Here is a 24,852-nt window from a genome sequence, read left to right on the forward strand (position 1 = left end):
AAACATAAGTATTAGAGTCACTGCACGTATACCAGGCCTGGTACTTGATCAAGCACGTTGATCTTTCATAGCTAATGGTTAGACTGATGAAGGGAGGAAATAGTTTTACGATGTTAAAAAACTATTGGATGAAATATGGACGGTTACTCGTTGACGCAGGATTTGCGCACGGCGAATTATGATTTTCCCATACTGATGATAACGGCAAAGGAACGTATTGAAGATAAGAAAAAAGGGTTTCTGGCCGTCCATGTCCGAAATCTTTAGTTAGGTTATCTACTTCAACTATTGCCATCGTAAAGTAATCTCCTTTCGTTTTGTCTATTGATGTTGTTTCATGGTAAATCTGCTTAATGACTGTTTGCGAGATTTTATTGCCGTTATATTTAATCCCCAGCATTGATTGTGTAGTTGTATCCTATAAATCCTGTATGAACTAAATATGAACTTGTGGATAAAAATTAAAAAAATAATTTAAAATTAGGAATCATACTGAAAGCGAAAGGGATCGATTGAACTTTTTTTCCAATGTGACGCACAGTATTTTATGGTAAAAATTTGCTGGAAACTCGAGAACGGGACAATCATGCTTAATACGGAGGAATAGGACTTACAGTTTGATGATATAGCGAGGAATAATCTAATATTTTTGACATTGCAACCGTGTCTATAACCTCAAGCGGTGAGCTAAGAAACTGCCTGTAGGGATGAGATATTAAATATCTCGATCCTGAAGTTTTTTTGTTTGCGCGAAGACTCCGAATATATACGCCATGGAACCTGTACGATTTTCATCTTTACTGAGCCGCTTACAGGCTGGAGACACGTTAGCGTTCGTCTTCGCCGCACAGCCTCCTTATATGAAGCCTTCGAGCCCGAGACCGCTTTGCGTCTAGCCAAGCGACTTGAAATTCATTACACTCCCAAGCACGTACTTGTTCAGTTGGAGATGAAAACCAAAAAGACGCTGCTTCGCATTACACGTTGGCATAACAAGCTATTGTCGTTGCCACTCAGTTTATATGTATATTATCACCAAAAAGACAATGCCACCTTTATTTAGGCTTTGTCTTTTTGGCTTTAATTAGGGAATACTAAATAACTGAAAAATCAGTCAATATTTATGCAATATAGTGATATCGAATACATAAAAAAGCACATGTGCGATTATCAATTACCAATTGTTCTTCCAGCAATATTTAAAATTAATTTAGCTTCTTCTTCCGGTGACTTCAAGCAATCTGAAAGAATCCATTCTTTAAGAAGTCTTACTGTTCCATACTGAACATACGAAGCAATCGCCTTCTTTTCCTCCAAATCCAGGTTTTCTGATAAGTGTTTAATGACCATATGATCAAACTGCGGTAGTGAGATTGTGATGTGGGAGATTAGGTCATAGTTATCTAGATCTACTACAAGTTTTGCAAATTCAAGATTGTCTTTCATATATTGTAGAATCCGAGTCAGACATTCATCGATGTTTTTGCCTGCTGCAAGATCATTTATAACGGTAAATGAAGTGTTTTGTACGTACGTCTCAGCAATTTCATTTAATACATCATATTGACTTCCATAGTGATTATAGAAGGTTGTACGATTAATTCCTGCAATTTGGCATAATTCCCGTATGGATATTTTATTAATATTACGGGTCTTTAACATTTTTAATAAAGCCTCACCAATCAAGCGTTTTGTTAGCATAACCCTCTGGTTGACATTATTTTTTTCTGACATATATCCTCCATTGTATTCGACATTTTCAAAGCATCTGTCGGTTGTAAAATAGACAGATGTTGATATTATTGTAAAGTACTAATGAAATAAGTCAATATAATGGAGATGTGAAAATGAAAAAAAACAAAAAGAAAATATTAACAGTAATCATTGTGTGCATTAGTCTCGTGATAGTACTTATTGCTGGTTATGGAATCAAAGAAAATGTCCGAATTAATAAAATTGTGAAATCACACAAAACGGAGCAAAAAGCAGAACAAAACAATGTTGTAAAAAGTAATGATGAGAATGATTTTCAACATATTACAACTGCAGTTCAACAGATTATGATAGGAACAATGAGTAATAATTATGATAATGCTTTACAGACATTACTTAATATCAAAAACGCAGGTTATGAATCTATCGAATTAAATGATTTTATGATTCACAAGTCTTCTATACTCGTAAAACTAATGACAAAGTTCTCAGGAATGCCTATTGGCAATGGCGGCAAGCTTGATTGGCCTAAGCTGATTGAGGAAAGCGGACTAAAGGTCATAAGCATACACAGTAATCTCGGGAGCATAGAGAATGATGCAAAAGCGATAGCCGATGAAGCGAAAAATTTTGGGACAGATACTGTAGTTATTACTGGTATGTACAGATTTGATTATAGTAGTCTAGATGAAGTGGAAGAACTTGCCCAACGTCTGAATAAGGCTGGAAAAGCTCTTTCGGAAGAAGGAATACGTCTTTTATATCATAATCATAATGTTGAACTGCAAAAGGTAACCTCTGAAAAAACAGCTTACGACATTATAATTGAAGAAACAGATCCTGCATATGTCAATTTCGAGTTTGATAGTTACTGGATGGCCGATGGTGGTGCTAATGTTCCGGCTTTGATGGAAAAACTGGGTAGCCGAATGAAATTATGGCATATCAATGACCGCGGTTATACCAAATCAGGTCCTTATATGACACCAATACTGAAAGAAAATGCTACTGAATTAGGAAATGGAAATATGGATCTGGATACACTCTCAGCAATTGCTAAAAAAAACGGAGTAGAAGGTGTTATATTAGAAACTCATAAAAATTGGGTAGATAGCGATCCAATTAAGAGTCTCCAGGTTAGTGCAGAATACATGCAGGAAAAGTTTGGATACCGAACCATTTCCAGAAAATGATGATTAAATTGAAAGAGTTCACATGTCGTCTATGTGAACTCTTTTTATGTTTTCAACCCCAAATTTCGATTACCTCTTTTTTCACTAGCATTGCATCAATATAGCCAGGATTAGCTTAAAAGGATTATATCCACTATTTAAAGACTGATACAGTACTAGTACTCTCCGTCTTTTCCGCTACCAGGAATCACCATTGTTATTTTAATCTGGCTACAGTCATGATTTTGGATAAGATGTGCGAAAAAATTCGTCAACGTATTTTATAGGAGCTTTCACAACCGAGGAAGTCATCCATCTTGCCAAGGAGGCGGGAGTGGCACATCTGGCCATTACGAATAGGGAACCTATTCGTGCAGTATTTCGGAGAACAACGGCGAAAGTGACGGACGTCAGTTTGAGAAGATCAATAACGTCGCTTCGTTTGACTTTCTGACGGACACTGCTAACAAGGTGGTGTCCGGTTCTATTTATTAGGCGACATTTTAAGGAGAATTTAATGATCGATCACATTACGAGACTCGGAACGGTGTCTAATTGACAACACAGCAGATCCCAATGCGAGCAGGACGAAAATCACTCCAACCCAAGCGTTGTAATACACTGACGAATTGTCGATCACTATGCCCCCAATTACCGAGCCCAGCGCAATGCCGATATGGGATGCCGAGTTGTTCAGGCTCTGCTGGATGTCCGACGATTCCGGAGCTGTTTTGATCAGGTAGCTCTGTATCGAAGGAGAGATCGACCAGCTGAGCATACTCCATATGATCATCACGATCAGACAACCATACATCGAAGCTGTCGATATTGGCATCAGCAGCATGGCTGCGGCAAACAAGCTGACAATGGTAAGAATGCTTTTTTCAGGTCCAAACCGGTCGGTGACCCATCCCCCTGCCCCGCCGCCCAGTACTGCCGCGATACCAAAGATAAAATAAAAGAAGCTGAGGATGGCCGGACTTAAGTGCAGGGTCTCCTGCAGAAACGGTGTCAGATAAGCATATAAGGTCAAGTGACCGGTCAGCATCAAAAGGGTAATTAACTGGCCGAAAATTATTTTGCCGTTCTTTAAGGAAGCCAACTGCTTGCGCAGCGGCACCGTCTCACCCGCAGGCGTCTTGGCAATGAAAATCTGTACCACGATGAGTGAAATGACGGCCAGAATGGAGATCATGACAAACGGAGCACGCCAGCCAAAAGCGTTACCCAGCATCATGCCCACCGGTACGCCCAGTACCAGTGAGCCGCTGACCCCCATAAAGATTACGCCGATCGCCCGCGCCCGGTACGCCGATTCGGCCATCTGGGAGGCCATCGTAATGGACAGCGCCGTGATAAGCGCCGCGCTAGCCGCCGACAAGATTCTCGCGATGACCATCGTCGTAAAGTTCTGGCTGAAAACCGAAAGCACATTGCCGGCAATGAAAACCAGCAGTGCGCATTGGTACAAGGTTTTACGCTCGACCCTCGAGGCTGCCGTCAGCAAAACTGGTCCTGATACGGCAAACACCACGGAGTACAAAGTAATTAACTGCCCGGCAGCGCTCACCGAAGTATGAAGGTCCGATGAAATCAGATCCAGCATCCCCCCGACGATCAGTTCAACCATCCCAGTCACAAAGCAGGCTATCGCCAAAATATAAATTTTAAAGCTCATGCAGCTCAAAACTCCCCTCTGTTGATATCCCTCAGTTCGTTCCTTTGCAATAGGTTACTACTATGATGGTAACTCGATTCAACATAGGGATCAACCCCAATTTTCTGCATAGAAAAAACGGGTAGATCCAATTACCCGTTTTCACCATGTGACTTAATATTTCAATTGAAGCAATTCCGTCATAATCTCCTCGTCATTCAGTAGAATCTCACTGTATTTGCCCGTGATTTTCGTCAAGAGTAAATCATGATGGAAGTAGTCCGTAAACACGCGTACAAATGGCTGCGACCGGGTCATTATCGCCTGCCAGGACCCCTGTTCCACGCCGGCGAATACGACCTCCCGATCATCTACGATCAGCAGCCTGAAACGTTCCAGCAACACATGCTGCTTGCTTGGCTTCATCGGGACGATTTGGGGCAGGCCGTCAGGCGTATCCCCGATCACGACGCCTTCCACCTTGACGCCATCGTTTTGCTTCTCCAGCAGAATGGGCAAATACCGACGAAAATCGTCCTCCCATGCCGAAAACCGAATTGATCGTTCCGCATTCTCCATCAGCTGCTTCAGCTGGGATCCGATCGAAGCGTCCGCTTTCAAGCTCCAGACATGGTCGTCGATGATCCCCCTCTGAACCTTATGCTGCTCAAGCTCTTGAACGTCCGACTGAAACTCTGCCGTTAATTTCTCTATGACGAGAGGAAGAGGCAGCGCCGAATACAGCTTCTTTTTTTCCGAAACGGATTCAAGCACCATCCCTTTCTCCACCATTCGGGAGATCACTTCATATATTTTCGCCTTGGGCACGCCGGATAGCTTTACGATTATCGTGGCGTCCATGGGCTGCATCGTCGATGCCAACGCTTCGTAAACCTTACTTTCGTATTGTGAAAATCCGAATTTATAAAGCATGATTCTTCAACCCCGATTCTCTATTAAAAGTCCGCTTGCCATTTACTTTCTCATATCCTGTGTGCCAAGGCAAGCTGAGACCGGCAAAAATCCCAACGGATGAATCCTTTCGAACTTCAGCACTTGCTTTGCATCGCTCCTGAGCAAAGTTTCACTTTACCCGAAAGTTAAAATTGCTTCGGCAGTTATATGAATAAAGAACCTTCAACAATACTAAATAATTAGTTTGAAGGTTCTTTATATCATTTTTGGAATTTAAACAGTACCACGTTTGTACAAATTATCAGAGGTCTAGATTAAGCGTTTTTGGTACAGTAAATGTAGAACATACTATATTGTTGAGAATAGGAGAAGATGATTTATGCAACAAACATTCAAAATTATCGACGAAGACGGGATCCATGCACGCCCGGCCACCGCGCTGGTCAATACAGCTACAAAATTTAAAGATACCGAAGCTTTTGCGGAAGCCAAAGGAAAAAAAGTAACCCTGAAATCCATCCTGGGCGTATTGTCCCTGGGTCTGGAAACCGGCGACACGCTGATCCTAATTACGGAAGGAACGGAAGCTGCCGAAGCGCTTGCCGCACTCCAAGAAGTGATGATCAAGGAAGGGCTGGGCGAGGTTTATTTGTAAACTCACGGGTATCGCGGCTTCGGCCAGTATTGCCGTGGCCACGCATTTATACTGGAGCATCCGGATACACCATAATGATGACATCCGCAAGCGATGTGGACGCCGAAATCGCTAAGCTGGAGACTTTTGAATCCTATCTGCTGATTCTTGAAGACCGGAACTGATCAGCTGCGCGAAGGATGTAATCCGCGAAGTGGCGGTTAATGCGGACTATGCCCTGCAGGAACCACAGCAAACTACTAAAGCTGATGTATGGAATTGGAATCAAGGACAGGAGAGTTTTTGAACATCGTCTCTAAGATGCTCAAAGCACCGAGTAAAGGTGTATAAGAAAAAGAAATAATGAAAGAGATGAGTGGCAAACAAATTGACGAAGGATTTGCGGATCTCCTTGTGTCTGGAGAGTTCTTTTTTATGAGTGATAAGTTGTACCAATTGCAGCTTGTTCGTTAAATTAACGTGTCCCGTTAGACAAACATATTTACTGTTGTAATTCCACTTTGAAATGCGACTGGGTTACCAAGGAAGTGATGCTGAACGCGCAAAGCGGGCTGCTGCAGGGCGGCTACGTCCGGATGATTTTTTGCTGGTCAATCCGAATGTTGTTGGCACCGGGCCGGGGCGATGGTTCCCGGACATACGTCCACGTTCAACATTGGGTACGGCAAAATGAGCCGTTACGGCGATTTTGGGCAAACGTTAAGCTTCAGTATCACCGGTCCAGCCCTGCTTCGGCGCGGAACAGGTTGTCAGCGGCTGAACGCGTCCCTACCGCTCAACCAATTTGTGGGCGCAGACAGCCGCGCAGGCCAGGCTGTAGATGTATACTGCGGTAGCTCTGCATATTTACAATTTTTTTATGAGAACTAACATTCCGTTAACAAATGCTTGTTAAAGTAGAAATTGCAATGAGCAACTGAAAAATCTAGGGTATGAGTCGAGGAGAAAACCCAAAGATTCAGCAAATGAAATGCACACCTTTAAGGTGCGTGTGTACTTTCGTTTGATGAATTTGCGGGTTTTTTTGTGTTTATTGCAAACGGCTAGCGGAAAGGAGGGCTGGGCAGCTGTCATAAACATCTTTGCTATTCAATAATTATCCGTGAAAGGAATGGAGACCGATATGAAAAAAATGTCTGCAAAGCTTATATGTAGTGTAACGATAGCCTCTATGTTCAGTGGGCTTTTTCAGCCAAGCGTCTTTGTTTCTCAAGTGCACGCAGAGGAGTCAGTGAGTACAAATCCGGTACTCTTGGAAGAAAGTTTTGACGGTTACGAGACCGGGACTTTACCTCCCAATTGGATATCCGATGTGAACGAGGGAAGCTCCCCTTTTACGGTTGTACAGAACACTTATGGTGATGGTAGATTGACGTTCGACGGAAATGCCTTCGGCAAACAAAGCCGGATTCTGACGCCGGTGCAGTGGGACAACTATGTCATTGAAACTGATGTGCGGTTCGACAGCTTCTTAAACTCGGGCAGCGGAGCTTCCATTATGTTCCAGGCATCATCAGATGGAAAGCTGCCTTACTCGCAAATGACGATTAAACAGAATGGTACGATTGAAACGTCTTATCGGAATACCGACGGCAGCTGGTTATACCCTACGCCTATAAGTGCAACCGGCTCTCCGCTTCAGGTGAATACGGATTATACAATGAAAGTAAGGGTTTTTGACCGTAACGTTAAGATGTACTTGAAAGAAAAGGACGACATGAGCTTTACATTATACGGAGATAAAAATCTAACGGTTGATAAGCCTCCGGAAAATGGAATGATCGGCTTCCAGGGAGACCAGAGTGAGGTGTCCTTCGACAATTTGAAGGTAACCCGGGTCACAGCAGACCAGATCGATCTTGCGGTACCCGGCACGCTGGAGGCGTTGAGCGGCACGACCAGCGTGACTAGCAGCGTCTATTACTCTGATGGCATTACGGATGTAGTTCCTACGGATCGGGTTGAGTTGTATTCCTCCGATGAGAGTATCATTACAATCCAAAATAACCAGCTTTATCCCCTTAAGCCTGGGAAAGCAACCATTACCGCCGTCTATGACAATGCGGAGGCTTCAAAAGAAATTACCGTGACGCCTTCTTTGACGGGTATCAAGGTCGTTTCCTTAAAGGGTGAAGAAGAATATGTGCTTGTGAATGCACAAACGGCATTGGACCTTAGCACGTTGCAGTTCCAGGCAGACTATAATGATCTTACATCAGGCGTTGTGAAAGGTAATGAACTGACTTGGACATCGGATGATTCGGCTATCCAAATTGAGAACGGTACGCTAATCGCGCAGGAAAAAGGTTTCTATGAGATTACAGGCACGAAGGACAATGTGTCTGTCAGCATGATGGTTCTCGTCAAAAATCCGAAAGATACCGAGTACGTTCTGTATGAGGAAAACTTTGACCATCTAACTGACGGTACGCTTCCTGAAGGCTGGATGATACCCCAGTCCACGGGACCTGTATATCCGGAACGGATCATTGACGATTTTGACGGCAATTCCGTACACGGCGGTTGGATGGATTCGGGAACAGGAGTCTATACGCTTAGCTTGGATAACCAGGTAACCGGTGACGGCAGCAACGCTATGCGTGTGGACTATGACAAGCAAACACAATCCTGGGCGTTTATGAAGGCAAATGTTGATCCGAATTCGGCTTATTTCGGCGGGAATCAATTGAGTTTCAAGATCAAAGGCAACGTGAAACTGATCGTGAAATACGAAGAAGTAAACGGGGCTCACGAGAAGAAATTCGAGATTAACACGAATGGGAATTGGGAAACAGTCACCTGGGATACTTCAACGATCAAAGATGACATAACCGATGCAAAACGAATTCTCATTTTTGCCGCCCCGGGTGAAGCCAATACATCCGGAACGTTCTACCTGGATGACATCAAGGTGTTCAATTCAGAGGAGCAGGCCGCTGACAATGCTGCGGTGAAGTCGGGAGCTTTTGAGCTCAATGCACTTGCTGAGAAGGATAATCCGGCCCGGGTTATTTTGCCAGAGTATTTGAGTGCTTTTGGCAATTACAAAATTGAAGCCGATGTAACGCATTTGGAGGCGATAGATACCTCCAGATGGCATTCCATCATGTATCGCATTCAAAATCATGATTACCCTTATTACCAAATGGCTGTTCGGCAAGATGCTACTGTGGCCTATGGAATGGAGTTTGCAGAGAGAACTCCCGCCAACGGCTGGAAAGTCATCGACAAAGGCTCGAACAGCGAACCTATTGACGCCGGGAAAATGTATCATTACACGGTTAAGGCGTACGACAACAGAGTTCAGCAATCGATCAATGACCAGATTATTGTAGATACCGGTCTAGCTACAGCTTACTCCAAAGGAGCGGTAGGCTTACAAGCTAATGGGAGCAGAATGAAGGTTGACAATATTCGCGTGACGCTGCAGCTGGATGAGCTGCCCCCTGTGCCGGAAGAACGGTTCGTTCAGGTTGCGGAGCCCGACACGAGCATCGCGATGGCTCCTTCCGTAGTGAAGGAAATTCAAAACGCCAATGACTTGGCTGAGCTGAGTGGAGCTGCGCTTCCTGCAACCATTGTGCTGCATGTGGGACAAGGTTTGAAAGTTATCGATCCGGTAGGGAAGACGGCAGTCGGTACAGTCGAATCCGTTCTTGAAACGATCGGAAACAGCGTGATTCCGGCGTTTTATGTGAAGGACAAGGCTTCGGTAGACGAACTAACGAACTATTTGCAAACGAACGGGTGGGAGGATGCCGCCATCATTTCCGATAACGGAGAACTGGTCAAACGAGCAAGAACCGCTTATCCAATGCTTCGCGGCATCGTGGACTTCAGTTCGGCAGGCGGCAACTTGACCGAGGAAGAGCTGCTTGAGATTCGAAGAGAAACGACGGCCAGCCTTGCCAAAACGGCTATATTGCCGATGGGCGCTTCTTCCAAAGGCAATGTGGAGTATCTCCAGAAGCGGATGATTATGGTATGGGCAAAGGAAACGGCTAACAAGCCGGACAAAAACATTGCCATGCACCAGCTTATAACGGCAGGTGTGAACGGAATCGTTACGAATGCGCACGAAGTCGCAATTGGGGCGTTGAAGGTATATTCCAACAACGTGACTTTGATTCGCAAGCCTTATATTATCGGGCACAGAGGCGTGCCGTCGATATCTCCCGAGAACACCATCGAAGGGAACAGGATGTCACTGGAAAGCGGTGCGGATTTTATCGAAAACGATATGTACCTGAGCAAAGACGGGCATTTGGTCATCATTCATGATTCGTTGCTGGAACATACGACTAACGGTACCGGAAATGTCGAGGATACTACGCTGGAGCAAATGAAGCAATTGAATGCGAACAAGCCGCACCCTGACGGGTATCCGGATGTAAAAATTCCGACTCTAGAGGAGCAAATCGAGCTTGCCAGGGAGTTCGACCGGATGGTTATGGCCGAGATCAAGTCGAACAAGCCTGAAGCGGTGGACGCACTTGTTCGGACCATAAAGGAAAATAATGCCGAGGGTATCATCGATGTGATGGCCTTCCAAACCAGTCAATTGAAGCGGATGTCCGAGCTGATGCCGGAAATGCCGCTGGGCTTATTAACCAGTGGATATGCAAGCGAGACGAATGTTTATAAATCGCTAAGAGATACGCTGAAGCTTGTCCAAGGAATGAACGTTTCATTTAATACAAGCTATGACGGTTTAGGCAAAAACTTTATGGAAGCTGCTAAGCATCGGGGCATCATCATTTCTCCGTGGACGTTCACCAATAAAAATGATGTTATCCGGTTCATGATGCTGGGAGTTTACGGCATTACGACCGACTACGCTTTCTGGGCGGAGGATTGGACGGCTTCAATCAAGCCGGAGCAGGACAAGCATGAGTTGGCCAAGGGTGAGAGCATCTCATTGTCGGCAATCGTGGAGTCCTATAAAGGTACGAAAACAACCATTTCGCCTGATGTCGTTATGTTGGATGGACAAGATGTCGTGGAAGTGAGCGGCAGCAAAGTAACGGCCAAACAGCCGGGAACGGCGCATGTGCTCTTGAGATATACAGCCTCCTTCGATGATAACAACAAGTATGATATTTACACGCAGCCTGTCTCGATAAAAGTAAAGGGGCAGGATGGCAACGGAGGCAGCGATGGAGGCAACAACGGAGGCAACAACGGTGGTAACAACGGAGGCAACGGTGGTAGCGGTACAAGCCCCGGCGCTGGCGGCGTAAACCAGCCGTCCAATCCGGCCACACAGGCTGCCGATCGGATCGTAGCCAAGGAAGGCAAAGTAGGAGCTGCCGAGTTAAAAGATTCACTTGCCGCGCACTCCAACGTAAAGGTTCAATCCGACGGAGATAAGCTGGAGCTGCCTGCAGCGGGCTTGCTAGATGCAAGCCGGGTAAACGGCAAGACACTGCTTGTTATTATTGACAATGTGACTTATACGCTGCCGTTGTCGCTGATCAAGCTCGACACACTGGCCCAGCAGCTCGGAGTAAGTGTTGACGACGTATTGATCCGCTTCACGTTTGCGAAGCTAAACGCCGATAATGCAGCAGCGGTACAAAGCATTATTGCTGCAACGGGCGGAAATCTGGTGACGGCTCCGGTGGAGTTTAAGGTCGAAGCGGTCAGCAAGACAGGGCAAGCGATCCCGGTTTCGTTCGATTCCGCGTATGTTTCTCTGGATATAATCCTGAACAAGGCAGTAGATTCGGGCAAAGCGACCGGCGTGCAATATGTGCCGGAAACGAAGCAGCTCCGTTTCGTACCGACTTTGTTCACGGCTAAAGATGGCAAAACGACGGCTACGCTAAAGCGCAGCGGAAACAGCGTGTACACAGTCATCGAAAATAACAATAGCTTTGCGGACATGACAGGGCATTGGGCGAAGGCCGACGTAGAGCTTATGGCCAACAAGCTCATCGTAAACGGCGTAAGCGGTAATCGCTTCGACGCGGAGCGCCCTATCACCCGCGCTGAATTTGCAGCGATGCTCGTCCGCTCGCTTGGCTTGAACCCCATGCTGGCACAAGCAAGCTTCAGCGACGTATCCGCCGCCAACTGGTTTGCCGAAGAGGTAGCGACGGCGACCGAAGCAGGCATCCTTGGCGGGTATGAGGACGGCACGTTCCGTCCGAACAACAAGATTACGCGCGAAGAGCAGGCGGTCATGGTTGTCCGCGCAATGACCTACGCGGGCATCGACGCCAAAGTATCACAGGCGAAGCAGGATGAGATTTTGGCATCGTTCAAGGATGCCGGCCAGGCCGACTGGTCGAAGGCGGAGCTGGCTGCAGCCATTCAAGCCGGTCTGATAAAAGGCATGACAAGTGATACTTTGGAACCGGGCAGCGTTGCTACCCGTGCCCAATCAGCAACTATGCTGAAGCGCTTCTTAATCACAGCTAATTTCATCAACGAGTAAAACAAACCAATCCTGCCTGAAGCCCCAAGTCAGGCTCAGGCAGGACGTTTAAATTGCTTAATATTCCCAAACAGGCCAACCGAAATCGGTTGGCCTGTTTGACCGTAGGTAGCTAGATTTAGCCATCCGGGTTCTCCTATTGTTCTGAGACCGCCCAAGCAATACTGTTAATCCAGTCTGCCTCCGGGACAGCGTTCTGAATTGACATTAATTTAACCTGGCGTTAATACTCTGATGATTCTTTCGCCTTAAAATAGACATAAGAGCACCAATTTAAAGCCGCAGGGTAGGAGACGAGGAGAAAACCTTCTATGCGTCAAAGTGAATGCAGGTCCATACGGGTCTGATTGAACCTTGACGGATTGTAGGTTTTTTTGTGCTGCTCAGATTTCACTACAACATTTGGGAGGGTACAGTCACAGATGCAAAAAGTGCGAAAAGCAAAAAGCTTGTGAACCTGGTGGACAATGCGAAACCTTCGTTGAGACCTATAAGGATGAGCGCAAGGGGATCACGCCTGAGCTTGTATTCCTGGATGGGTAGGAGCTGCTGCAGGTGGATGGCCGGATGAATGCCCGGAAACCGGGTACGGGCTCCCACTGAAGCAGCGGCAGCTTGAGTTTTGGAGACGGAGCTCTCCGTCCGGATGCCGAGGTGATGTGAAGTGAGCAAGCGGTGGTGCTGGCCCCCGCCCTGGGGTATATCGGGCAGGACAGCGCTGCTGGCGGCACAGCTGCGGAATCACCGCCAGCCATGGAAGTTATTCCAGGATGCAGCAAGCATCTCATGGGCGCGCGAGGAATGGAACATGGTCATTCAAGCCGGATTAATGAAGGGTTTATCTCAAAAGCTGCTGATGCCGGAAATGAGCACAACCGCTGCACCCACTCGGCCGTGCGGGTGCAGCGGTTCCTGAGCTTGGCGGGCTTCATTTAATGACATGCTGGCGGGACTGCGGTCCCGCCGTTAATACCACGCTGACAAACGGCTGTTACAATGGTCTATAATCACAGGTACAGAAGGGGGATAACAGGTGAAGAACGGACTGTTTGCTGGAAGCAGCGACCACAGAATTATACCGGCAGTGCGCAAGGCTGAAGACTTGCAGAAGGCCTGCGACAGCGAATGGCCGATGATCTTTCTGCTGATTGGCGATCTGTTCACTGTGAAGCAATATGTGAGGCAGGGCCTGGAAGCTGGCAAGAAAGTTTTCCTGCATGTAGATTTCATCGGCGGATTGGGGAGCGATCCGCTGGTGGTCAAATATATTGCCGAGAAGATTGGTCCGACTGGCATTATCTCAACCAAGAACCATATGGTCAAGCAGGCTAAGAAAAGCGGGCTTCTGGCGATCCAGCGCCTGTTCCTGATCGACACCTCCGCGCTGGAGCACGGCATAAACAACGTGCGCCAGAATGAATCGGATGCGCTTGAAGTCATGCCGGGGCTGATTCCCAGGGTCATTACCGAGCTGAGCCGCAGTACCTCCCGCCCTATCATTGCCGGTGGCCTGATCAAGGAGCATCATGAGATTCAGGCAGCTCTCCAAGCAGGAGCGAGTGCAGTATCGATGGGCAACCCGGAGCTTTGGCGCAGTTTTACACAAACTTAACCTGGAGTTAATATCAGAATGACACGGTTTATTTATAGTGAAGAAGTAAGTTGAACGATTCAATTTCATATCAAGGGTCGGAGACGAAGAGAAAACCCTTATGCAGCTCATATAGACGGCGGATTCATTATGCCTGATTACTGTGCTGGATATAGGGTTTTTTGGTTTGTTCCTATTAAGGAGGCTGCTTTCCTATTGCAGGATGTGCTTGCGTACGAGACGTATTTTTTTGATTTGGACGGCACCATTTTTATTGGTGACCTGCTGCTGCCGGGAGTGAGTCAGACACTGCAGTATCTAAGGGAACATGGGAAACAGGTGTTGTTCCTGAGCAATACTACCATTCGGACCCGGGAAGAATGCCGGAATCGGCTAAGGCTGATGGGAATTGAAGCCCATACGGAGGAAGTCGTGACCGCGGCTTCGGTAACTGCGGCGTATTTCCGGGAAATGCAGGGAATGAACCACAGGCCTCAGGTGCTGGTGATTGGGGAGCAGGCGCTAAAATATGAGATGGCTGGCGGGGGGACGGTACTCACCGATGAACCCATGGAAGCCACGCATGTGCTGGTCGGGATGGACCGCGAATTCGATTATGAGAAGCTTCACCGAGCGATGAAGGCTGTCCGAGCGGGCGCATATCTGATTGCCGCGAACCCTGATCCGAATTGTCCGGTAGTGGGCGACTTGCTTCCCGATACCTGGGCCATGGTCAAGGCCATTGAGGCAGCCAGCTGCGGCACTGTACAAGAGATTATCGGCAAGCCATCCGCCTATTATGCGGAGAAGGTACTGGAGCAGAGCGGGAGTAGCCGGGAGAACTGTCTGATGGTCGGAGACCGGATGGATACGGATATCCAGTTTGGCCTGAGCCACGGCATCAGCACTGCATTGGTGTTAACCGGAGTGACCGCGAGAGAGGATCTGGAGCAATATTCTACCATGCCGGATCATATCTGGACCTCAATGTCCGAGATGCTGCAGGATCATTTACGCCTGTCCTGATTATAGCGGAGCTGAACCACAGGATTACAGAGGGGATTCCCATGCTTGCCAGAGTAAGAGGATCAGCCGCTCGCGGAGGGTTGCCGATCTTTCTGCTACTTATGAATAGATAAATGGAGGAGATTACAGGGATGCGTAAAGTAAATGTAATGGTTATGGCAGCTGCACTAGGGATGTCGGTGTTGGCAGGCTGCGGCAACAACACAAACACAAACTCGAACACAAACAACAATAACGCTGCTGGCAATGGCAGCGGCACCGGGGCTGGTGAAGCCGCAGCCGCTCCGGCGGATAACGGAACCAAGACGGAACTGACTTACTATTACCCGATTGCTGTCGGAGGACCGCTGACGGCTACCATTGAAGCCATGACTGCAGATTTTATGAAGGAGAATCCGGATATTGTGGTTAAGCCGGTATACACCGGCAGCTATGCCGATACGGCGGTCAAGACCCAAGCCGGAGTCCAGTCGAAGCAGCCGCCCGATGTAGCGGTATTGCAGTCCACGGAGCTCTTCAGCCTGCTGGATATGGATGCGATTATTCCGCTGGACGAGTTCATAGCGCAGGAGGGCGGAGACACTTATTTATCTGACTTCTATCCCGCTTTTATGGAGAATTCCCAGACAGAGGGCAAAACCTACAGTATTCCGTTCCAGCGCAGTACCATAGTTCTGTATTACAACAAGGATATGTTCAAGGCCGCCGGACTGGACCCGGAGAAGCCGCCTGCAACCTGGGCAGAGATGCAGGAATATGCGGTCAAGCTGGCCGGTGACGGCAAGTGGGGGCTGGAGATTCCGGTGACCGGCTACGCCTATTGGATGCTTCAGACCTTCGCGTTGCAGAACGGCAACAATCTGATGACTCCTGACGGCAAAAAAGTAATGTTCAACACTCCGGAGAATATCGAGGGTCTCCAGTATTGGGTAGATCTGGCGGCGAAGCACAAGGCTATGCCTGGCGGCGTAACCGATTGGAGCACAGTGCCTTCCGACTTCCTGGAAGGAAAAACTGCGATGATGTACCATACGACCGGCAACCTGACCAATGTCAAGAAAAATGCGGCGTTTGATTTCGGCGTCAGCTTCCTGCCGGCGCAGAAGCAATATGGCAGTCCTACCGGCGGCGGAAATTTCTATATTTTCAAGGATATCGACAAAAAGAAGCAGGAAGCAGCCTGGAAATTCGTCAAGTTCATGACTGAAACCGAACGTGCGGCGCAGTGGAGTATCGATACCGGTTATGTGGCAGTGAAAAAATCGGCATATGAAACTGAACAGATGAAGGCTTATGCTGCTGAGTTCCCGGCTGCGCTGATTGCCCGTGACCAGTTGGAATATGCATCCGCCGAATTGTCGACCCACAACAACGGCAGAATTGTCAAAATCCTGAGTGACTCCGTCCAGGCTGCGCTCACTAATGAGCTGACACCGGCGGAAGCCTTGCAGAAAGCGCAGGATGGTGCGGACCAGGCACTGGCTTCTTTTAATAAATAAGATGAATACCAGTCTGAGAAGAAATGGGTTCGCCTGGCTGTTGTTGCTGCCCTCACTGTTGTTTCTGCTGCTATTTACATTCTATCCGATCGCGCTGACGCTGCGGCTGAGCCTGTTCCAGGCGGATTTGTCCACGCCGGAGCCAGTCTTTGCGGGTCTGGCCAATTACCGCACCATGTTTCAAGACGAGGTCTTCCGCAAGGTTATGGTGAACAATGCGCTGTTTGCGCTGGGGACGGTTCCACTCGGAATCGCTCTGGCGCTTTTGATGGCAGTTTTCGCCAACAAGGCGCTGCATGGCAGAGGTTTTATGCGTTCTGCATTCTTTTATCCGACTCTGATCCCCATGATTGCAGCAGCTAACATTTGGCTTTTTATTTATACACCGGAATATGGATTTATGAGCAGGCTGCTGTCCTGGTTCGGTGTGAACGATATCAATTGGCTGGGCACACCAGGGCTGGTGATGTGGGCGATGATCCTGATGATCATTTGGAAGGAGGCGGGATTCTTTATGATTTTTTACCTCGCCGGTCTGCAAAATATCTCGAAAGAGCTGTATGAAGCCGCACATGTCGATGGGGTGGGCCGGTTCACCGTGTTCCGCAAAATCACTTTCCCGCTGCTGATGCCGACTACGCTGTTCGTAAGTATTGTTGCGCTCACCAACGCCTACAAGCTTGTCGACCACCTGATGATCATGACCCGGGGAGGGCCCAACAACTCCAGCAATCTGCTGCTCTATTACATTTATGAAACAGCATTCAGCTTTTGGGATCAGGGAATGGCGTCTGCGCTGACGGTCGTTATGATTGCAGTATTGCTGCTGATTGCGGCTGTGCAGTTCTTTGGCCTGGATCGAAGAATTCACTATAACTAAATCTGCATGGCTGCCGGAAGGAGGGCAATTCTATGAAAACTAAATTTACATCTAAGCTCGGAAATATACTGATGCTGGCCCTCGCGGCCGTCTGGATGATCCCGCTGCTCTGGATGACGGTGACGGCGTTTCGTCCCCGTCATGCAGCACTGTCGAGCCTGTTCTCGCTGGACTTCACTTTGAGCAACTTCGCTACAGTCTGGTCTGCCGCGCCATTTTCCACTTATTATCTCAACACGATTCTGATTGTGGTGTGTGTGTTTGCTGTGCAGATGCTGACGGCCAGCATGGCTGCTTTTGCTTTTGCACGTGTAACCTTTGCCGGCAGCAGCATAGTGTTCCTGTTGTTTCTGGTGCAGATTATGATTCCCCCCGATGTGCTGATCTTCCCCAACTACAACGTCCTGAAGCAGCTGTCGCTGCTCGACACCAAGTTAGGCATTATGCTGCCGTTTCTGGCTTCGGCGTTCGGAATTTTTCTGCTGCGCCAGGTATTTAAGACGATCCCTGCCGAGCTGGAAGAGGCGGCGCTGATCGAGGGCTGCAGCCAATGGCAGGTCCTGTGGAAAATTTATTTCCCGCTGGCCCGGCCCACCTATGTGGCCTTCGCACTCGTCTCGATCAGCTATCAGTGGAATAACTTTCTTTGGCCGCTGATTATCACCAATTCGGTGGAGAACCGGCCGCTTACGGTGGGGTTGTCGATCTTTGCCCAATCATTCGAGATTGGGGTGCAGTGGACGGAAGTCAGCGCGGCTACCCTGCTGGTGATCACCCCGCTGCTGCTGATCTTCCTAGTGTTCCAGCGCCAGTTCATTGAGAGCTTCATGCATTCCGGCATTAAATAGAACTGTTCAAGGAGGAGTTCAGATTGACGGCATTACAGAACTGCGCAGTATCTACTTATGTCTATATCGGCCGTCCACTGGCTGAAGCTATTGAATTACTAACCGCCGAGGGCTGGAAGCACATTGAGATTATGTGCGAAGGCAGGCACGTGGAGCTGCTGGAATGGACGGCAGGCCAGTTGGCTTCACTGGCACGCAAAGGCAAGGACCTTGGCATCCGGTGGAGCATCCATGCACCAATTACCGGCTGCAATCCGGCAGCAGCGGACGAGCAGCAGCGTGCGGAGGCGGAAACGCTGCTGCTGGATACGCTGCGTGTTGCAGAAGTGCTGGAATGCAGCTATGTGGTGCTGCATGCGGGAGAGCTGTCTGCTGTGGACACTGAGGAAACAGGAGCGGAACCCGGGGGGGGCGCGCTTCTGGAGGAAGCACAGGCCACTGCAGGTGCTGGAGCGGCTTCCGCCGGTGCACGGGAAGCCGCCAAAGCGCGGGTGGTGCGTTTCCTCCAGCGGATACTGACGGAGACCGCCGGCTCTGCGGCAGTTATCGCGCTGGAGAATGTTCCCCCGTACCCCGGGCTGCTGGGGACGGAGGTCACAGAGCTGCTGGAGCTGGCCGCGCGGGTGAATTCCTCTCGCATAGGTCTGGTGTTCGACAGCGGCCATGCCCTGATGGCAGGCAAAGACCGCTGCCTGTTGATGATGCAGCAGGCCATGCCCCGCGCGGTCGCGCTGCATCTCAGCGACAATGCTGCAGAGCAGGATGAGCACCTGGGACTTGGCCAAGGCAAGCTGCCGCTGGAGGCGATGCTCGCCGGGCTGGCGGCAGGCGGATTCAAGGGTGCCTGGGTGCTTGAGTTGCGGCATCCCAGAGATCTGCTGCCGTCCGCAGCCAAACTTCACCATTTACGGAAGCAATACCTGGCTGTCTATGGCATTGAACCTGTCTCGGGAATAAGGTAGACTTGATAGAGGAAAGCATGTTCCAATATCAATAAAGGCCGGATTGCCGACGAATGCGGTATACGGATTTCTACAGTATTTTTTTCGATGCGTTCAGTAATTCGAGCCTTCCCACGTAGTGTGCTGCTGGGATATGGGCATGGTGACGTAAAGGGGTGTCCCAAAAGTATTATGATGTTGGAATAGATAATAGTCTGTAATAAGGATATCCTTTAAATTAGGCGCAAAAAAACTATACTCTGATCTCAGATGAGATAGAGTCATCTAAAGAAAGTAATTTATTCGAATATAAATGACTTTCCTTTCGATATTGTAGTGGTGTCATTCCAGTTGTTTTTTTGAAAATTGTTTGAAAGTAACTCTGATTAGAAAATGCTAAATATTCAGAAACCTCTAATAGCGGCATATTAGTAAATACGAGTAGCTTCTTAGCCTCTTGTATTTTTTTTTGGTTAATAAAAGAAGGCAGATTAATTCCAGTTACTTTCTTGAATTTAGATGACAAGTATTCAGGAGAAATACCTATTTTTTTCGCAATCATTTGTACTGTTATTTTTTCACGGTAGTTAGTAAATATGTAGTTAATGCATTTGTTAATGGTCTCATCTTTCGATTTTAAAGATTTCTCATTTTGAACTCTAGTACAGTAATCAATGATCATTGCAGTAGATACCCTGCTTAAACTTTCGATATTTTGACAGGCCTCCAGTTGTTGAATATAGAGCCCCCCCAATTTATAACAGGTATCAGGATTCAATCCTCCAGAAATTGCGGCACGAAGAGATATTGAATTTAAGATAATAGTTGCATTTTTAAAATGCCGTAAAGCGTCAGGCCCTAATTTCCCTAGGATATAGCTCTTGTTTACCATAACATCCTTAAGAACCTCAGTCATACCATTTTTAATGCAAAATGAAATCTGTTCTTCGTAATTAATTAAAGGTTGCTCTAAGGCTTCTTCGTAGATTTCTTTTTGCTCAATATTGATTAGCTTTAATTGTGTTTTTAACCAAACGTTTTCCTCTATACCTTTTGTTAAAAGCTGCTGATTTGTAATTATTTGGTGATTAATAAAACAGTTTGCTGTGCAAAGTGCTGTTAAAAAACGTTCGATGGATATTATAGGGAGCTCTTTTAATTGCTTTTGTATTATTTCTTTTTCTTCCCCAGAAATGTTTTTAATATATTTAAGAATAATGTTTTCTGTATCCTTCTCCGAAAGTTCACCGATGGCACCGGGGCCAACTAAAATTAATAAATCCTCACTGCTGCTCTTTATGTAGCCAAAAACTAAAAAATCCTCAGTAACAAAGTATCTCACATATGAATCCGAATTTTGAATAATTGACAGATTAGAACTCAATAAATCAAAACCCAGTAAGAAGGATGAACTGTAACTGATGGGTTCATTACTCCTGTAAATCGTATAGGGTAACTGATGTGTGGATGATTGAAGATTACAAAAATGAATTAGTACTTCCAGTTCCATAGATATACCTCCAATAAAATAAATTACCTTTGGATTTTATAATAGTATTTTGGAAAACACAAGAATGCGCTTTCTTATTTTGATATTCTTACATTATCAACTGAATGAAATTAGAAATACTCTCTTTTAAGAAACAACTCGAGCATTGAATAGTGATGGGAGGATAGATATATATAGGAAACTGCCGAATGGCCGAAACGCTTTTGATGTTGTGATTAATGGCGTCGATTCTATCGTGTTAGAAAGTCATCAAAACTGGATTGATAAATCAGCTGTTAAATCTTTTCAGCGCAGCGCAGCGTTTATGAAACGATATATTTAAGTAAGGATGGTGCTTCATGTGGAAGAGTTGAAAAAGCATTTTATTACTGCTAGTAATCCGGAATTTATAGAAGGAACCGTTAATATTTTCGCCCAGCAAATTATATTATCTCAGAAAGAAGTAACTACAGCTCAGCTATACATGACAGCATTAGGTGTGTATGAAGCTGAACTTAACCAGGAGAAGATTGGGGATCAACTATTTGCTCCAGGTTTTACATATTATCATCGCGACTTATTTTACCAAAATTATGATGTGACTAAACAATTGAAGAAAGGTGAGAATGTCTTTAAGGTCTACCTTGGACAAGGCTGGTATAACGGACGTTTCACTCATGAGAACAAAACTCAAATTTATGGTAATAATACAGCGGTTTCTTGGATTCTAGAGATCAAGTATGCCGATGGTACTTCTGAGCAATTTGTTTCGGGTACTGAGGTAGATGAGCTCGCATCCCCTTATAAATATGCAGGGTTTTATGATGGTGAAGTTTACGATGCGCGAATTCAGCAGGATGCGATGGGTAAGGCAAGTATGTTTACAGGTAAAATACCTGAATGTTTTTCGGAAACAACGATAAAAGTTAAGCTTCAAGAGAGTATGCCTGTACAAAAAATTATCAGGAAAGAGAATTCAACAATTCTCGATTTTGGTCAAAACTTTGCCGGGATGATCGAGATTAATGCGGCTCTATTAGATGAAAATACTACTCTAACCGTGAAACATGGTGAAATCCTGATAGATGATACAACTCTCTATACGGAAAATTTAAGAAAGGCTAAAGCAGAGATTGTATACTTCGCAGGCAAAAGAAAGGAGTCTTATCTTCCGCGGTTTACTTACATGGGGTTCCGTTATGTTGAATTAACTGGGGCCCAGTATATCGAAGGATTGATTAGCGCTAGAGCGATTTACAGCGATATGCAACGAACGGGACATTTTACTAGCGATAATCCTTTGATAGAACGACTATTCAATAATCAATTTTGGGGACAAAAGTCTAATTATGTAGAAGTACCAACGGATTGTCCTCAAAGAGATGAACGGATGGGGTATACAGGAGATGGCCAAGTTTTTGCTTTGACTGGTAGTTATAACTATGATACGGAAGTTTTCTTTGAGAAATTTTTAAAAGATATCCGGTATAGCCAGTTAGACAATGAAGAAGGTTACGTTGCCCCAACTGTTCCAGCAGGCGGACCAGGAGGGATTGGATTTATTAACATGCTGGGTTGGGGGAACGCAGTTACCATTATTCCTGAAATGTTGTATTGGCAATATGGAACAGATAAACATTTGGTTCGTCAATATGACAGTATAAAAAAATTCGTTGAAGCTGAAATAAGAAGAATGGGCGATCACGACCTATGGTTAGGTCCTAACCTTGGAGACTGGTTAATGCCAGGGAAAGATTTAGAATGGATGGCTAAAAATAATGAACCCATTTCCAATTCCTTTATCGTTCATGATTTAGAGGTTCTAAGTAAACTTGCTGGACAATTGGCGGATAAAGAACAGTTATTGAAGAAGTCAGAAAAAGATGAAACGGCATATTCGCAATATTTAGCCGATCAAGAACGCTATAGTGTTCAGCTTCAAAAAACTAGAGCAGCCTATATCGAAAAGTATATAAATGATAACGGAACAGTCAGCGGGGATTATCAAGGCGCTTACATCATGGCGCTGAAATATGTGATCCCTGAAGGGAAACTTCGTCAAAAAGTACTAAAAAACTTTGTAGCAAACGTTGAGGAGAACGGCTTGAATACTGGGTTTTTCTCGACCCAATTCATTCTACCGTTATTGATTGAAGCAGGAAATACACAACTGGCTTTTGATGTGTTATTGAATGAGGATTGCCCTGGATGGATGTATCAAGTGAAACGAGGAGCGACTACTATATGGGAACGTTGGGACGCATTAAAAGAAGATGGAACAGTCAATGATGTGAAAGTCGTTTCTGATAATATGGTTTCCTTTAACCATTATGCGTTCGGTAGCGTTGGAGAATTTTATTATCAGTATATCCTAGGAATGAAACCACTTTTACCTGGTTACCAAAAAATACAACTGAAACCTTATGTAGATCCACGTTTAGGAAAAGTAGCCGGTTCGTATTTGTCACGAGCAGGTTTGATAAAAGTATCATGGGCATATCAAGAAGAAGGTATAGAATTCGAATTTGAAACTCCAGCAGCATCAACTATTGAACTTCCTGACGGCAGTTATTATGAAGTGGAAAAAGGAACCTATACTTATCAAATCAAGCGCAGCTAATTTAAACGGGAGAAGGAGTGTGGAAAATGAAATTTTTATTAGGAGCAGCGACAGCAGCACATCAAGTTGAAGGAAATAATATTCACAGTGATTACTGGATTCAGGAACATTTGCCGCATACTATGTTTGCAGAACCTTCATTAGATGCTTGTGATCATTACAACCGCTATGAAGAAGATATTAAATTAATGAAGCAAGCAGGGCTAAACGCTTATCGGTTTTCGATTGAATGGGCACGTATTGAGCCGGAAAAAGGCAAATATGATGAAAAAGAAGTGGCACATTATCGTCAAGTCATAGAATGCTGCCGCAATAATAATATCGAACCAATCGTTACTATGCATCACTTTACGAGTCCGAAGTGGTTGATTACAGAAGGCGGCTGGGAAGCCGAAAGTACAGTGGAATATTTCGCAAAGTATTGCAGCTATGTTGTTGAAAAGCTTGGGGATCTTCTAACTTATGTTTGTACGATCAATGAAGCAAATATGGGACTTCAGATAACAGCGATTATGAAGCGTATTCTGACACAAATGGGGATCAACATACAGGTTGGGGTGAATTTACCCATGCCGGAGAATCAGAAGAAACAAATGGAAGAATCAGCTGCTGCATTCAATTTAAAGCCTGGTGAAACGGCCAATACCTTTGTTTCGCAACGAACTCCAGCCGGTGATCTTATGGTCATGAAAGCACATGAGGCAGCAAGAGATGCAATGAAGGCTATAAAGCCGCACTTGAAGGTGGGAGTCACATTAAGTCTGCATGATCTGCAGGCGGCTGATAGAAGTCCTGAAACCCTTAAAAAGGTTGAAGAAGAATGGCATGAAGAGTTCTTGCACTATTTACCTTTTATTAAAAATGACGATTTCTTTGGAGTTCAAAACTATACCCGGGAAGTCATGAATGCGGATGGTGTTCTAAAAGCACCTGAGGGTGCTGAAATGACGCAAATGAATTATGAATATTACCCGCAGGCGCTTGAAAACGTGATCCGAAAAGTAGCTGAAGAATTTAAGGGAGAACTAATGGTAACAGAGAATGGCTTAGCGACCGATGATGATAGCCGGCGGGAAGCTTTTATAGAAACAGCGCTTTCTGGTGTGAAACGCTGTATTGCCGATGGCATTCCGGTTACAGGGTATATGTACTGGAGTCTATTGGATAATTTTGAATGGCAAAAAGGATTTTCAATGAAATTTGGATTGATTGCGGTCGATCGTGTCACTCAAAAACGCATTCCTAAACCAAGCTTGTCTTACTTAGGTGAATTTCAGATGAATTAGAGTCTTTACTTAATTATTTTCCAAAAAGAGGCCAAATCTAAAATCAGTGCTTGAATAGTCAAACGCTGATTTTGGTTTTGCTTCAATGTTTATTTATCTGAACGGGGAATAGAACCTATAA

16 protein-coding genes are annotated in these 24,852 nt (G+C 46.0%); 12 read left to right on the top strand and 4 right to left on the bottom strand.

Features of this window, described 5'->3' with window-relative positions; translation table 11 throughout:
- Positions 1 to 1,170: 1,170 nt before the first annotated feature.
- Complete coding sequence (locus H70357_RS07710; RefSeq protein ID WP_038587556.1) at positions 1,171 to 1,734, bottom strand: TetR/AcrR family transcriptional regulator; 564 nt, start codon at positions 1,732 to 1,734, stop codon at positions 1,171 to 1,173.
- A 113-nt stretch (positions 1,735 to 1,847) separates the two neighbouring features.
- Here H70357_RS07710 and H70357_RS07715 point away from each other — a divergent pair, with 113 nt between their 5' ends.
- Positions 1,848 to 2,906: a sugar phosphate isomerase/epimerase family protein gene (locus H70357_RS07715; protein ID WP_081965726.1), complete on the top strand. Its 1,059-nt coding sequence runs from the start codon at positions 1,848 to 1,850 to the stop codon at positions 2,904 to 2,906.
- A 493-nt stretch (positions 2,907 to 3,399) separates the two neighbouring features.
- Here the strand turns inward: H70357_RS07715 and H70357_RS07720 are convergent, their stop codons facing one another.
- Entirely contained in the window at positions 3,400 to 4,563 is a 1,164-nt protein-coding gene (locus H70357_RS07720) for an MFS transporter (protein ID WP_038587559.1), read from the bottom strand.
- Between the two features lie 153 nt (positions 4,564 to 4,716).
- On the bottom strand, positions 4,717 to 5,475 hold the full coding sequence (locus tag H70357_RS07725; RefSeq protein WP_038587562.1) for a TrmB family transcriptional regulator: 759 nt from the start codon (positions 5,473 to 5,475) through the stop codon (positions 4,717 to 4,719).
- A 361-nt stretch (positions 5,476 to 5,836) separates the two neighbouring features.
- Here H70357_RS07725 and H70357_RS07730 point away from each other — a divergent pair, with 361 nt between their 5' ends.
- The 9 genes from H70357_RS07730 to H70357_RS07775 all read left to right on the top strand — a co-directional run bounded on the left by H70357_RS07730 (position 5,837) and on the right by H70357_RS07775 (position 19,357).
- Complete coding sequence (locus H70357_RS07730) at positions 5,837 to 6,112, top strand: HPr family phosphocarrier protein (RefSeq protein WP_038587565.1); 276 nt, start codon at positions 5,837 to 5,839, stop codon at positions 6,110 to 6,112.
- Positions 6,113 to 7,343: 1,231 nt separating this feature from the next.
- Positions 7,344 to 12,551, top strand: a complete 5,208-nt coding sequence (locus tag H70357_RS07735) for a glycerophosphodiester phosphodiesterase family protein (RefSeq protein ID WP_197073663.1) — start codon at positions 7,344 to 7,346, stop codon at positions 12,549 to 12,551.
- Positions 12,552 to 13,215: 664 nt separating this feature from the next.
- A complete protein-coding gene (locus H70357_RS07745; protein WP_156130832.1) occupies positions 13,216 to 13,467 on the top strand; it encodes a hypothetical protein in 252 nt (83 codons plus the stop codon).
- A gap of 117 nt (positions 13,468 to 13,584) precedes the next feature.
- Positions 13,585 to 14,163, top strand: a complete 579-nt coding sequence (locus H70357_RS07750) for a glycerol-3-phosphate responsive antiterminator (RefSeq protein ID WP_081965728.1) — start codon at positions 13,585 to 13,587, stop codon at positions 14,161 to 14,163.
- Between the two features lie 204 nt (positions 14,164 to 14,367).
- Entirely contained in the window at positions 14,368 to 15,168 is an 801-nt protein-coding gene (locus tag H70357_RS07755; protein WP_231578464.1) for an HAD-IIA family hydrolase, read from the top strand.
- A gap of 131 nt (positions 15,169 to 15,299) precedes the next feature.
- The gene (locus H70357_RS07760) at positions 15,300 to 16,667 is read left to right on the top strand and encodes an ABC transporter substrate-binding protein (protein WP_038587577.1); all 1,368 of its coding nucleotides are present in this window, start codon (positions 15,300 to 15,302) and stop codon (positions 16,665 to 16,667) included.
- A 1-nt stretch (position 16,668) separates the two neighbouring features.
- On the top strand, positions 16,669 to 17,547 hold the full coding sequence (locus tag H70357_RS07765; RefSeq protein ID WP_038587580.1) for a carbohydrate ABC transporter permease: 879 nt from the start codon (positions 16,669 to 16,671) through the stop codon (positions 17,545 to 17,547).
- A gap of 32 nt (positions 17,548 to 17,579) precedes the next feature.
- Positions 17,580 to 18,395 carry a carbohydrate ABC transporter permease gene (locus H70357_RS07770; RefSeq protein ID WP_038587583.1) on the top strand — a complete coding sequence of 272 codons (816 nt, stop codon included), beginning with the start codon at positions 17,580 to 17,582 and terminating at the stop codon, positions 18,393 to 18,395.
- A gap of 23 nt (positions 18,396 to 18,418) precedes the next feature.
- The gene (locus H70357_RS07775) at positions 18,419 to 19,357 is read left to right on the top strand and encodes a sugar phosphate isomerase/epimerase family protein (protein WP_052091894.1); all 939 of its coding nucleotides are present in this window, start codon (positions 18,419 to 18,421) and stop codon (positions 19,355 to 19,357) included.
- A gap of 232 nt (positions 19,358 to 19,589) precedes the next feature.
- Here H70357_RS07775 and H70357_RS07780 read toward each other — a convergent pair whose 3' ends face one another.
- Positions 19,590 to 20,846 (bottom strand): helix-turn-helix domain-containing protein, encoded by a 1,257-nt coding sequence (locus H70357_RS07780; protein WP_038587586.1) that lies wholly within the window; start codon positions 20,844 to 20,846, stop codon positions 19,590 to 19,592.
- A 340-nt stretch (positions 20,847 to 21,186) separates the two neighbouring features.
- Between H70357_RS07780 and H70357_RS07785 the strand changes: the two genes are divergently transcribed.
- Positions 21,187 to 23,445: an alpha-L-rhamnosidase gene (locus H70357_RS07785; protein ID WP_197073664.1), complete on the top strand. Its 2,259-nt coding sequence runs from the start codon at positions 21,187 to 21,189 to the stop codon at positions 23,443 to 23,445.
- 26 nt (positions 23,446 to 23,471) lie between these two features.
- On the top strand, positions 23,472 to 24,731 hold the full coding sequence (locus H70357_RS07790; RefSeq protein WP_038587592.1) for a glycoside hydrolase family 1 protein: 1,260 nt from the start codon (positions 23,472 to 23,474) through the stop codon (positions 24,729 to 24,731).
- Positions 24,732 to 24,852 lie beyond the last annotated feature (121 nt).

It is taken from the genome of Paenibacillus sp. FSL H7-0357 (assembly GCF_000758525.1).
Lineage (GTDB): Bacteria > Bacillota > Bacilli > Paenibacillales > Paenibacillaceae > Paenibacillus_AQ.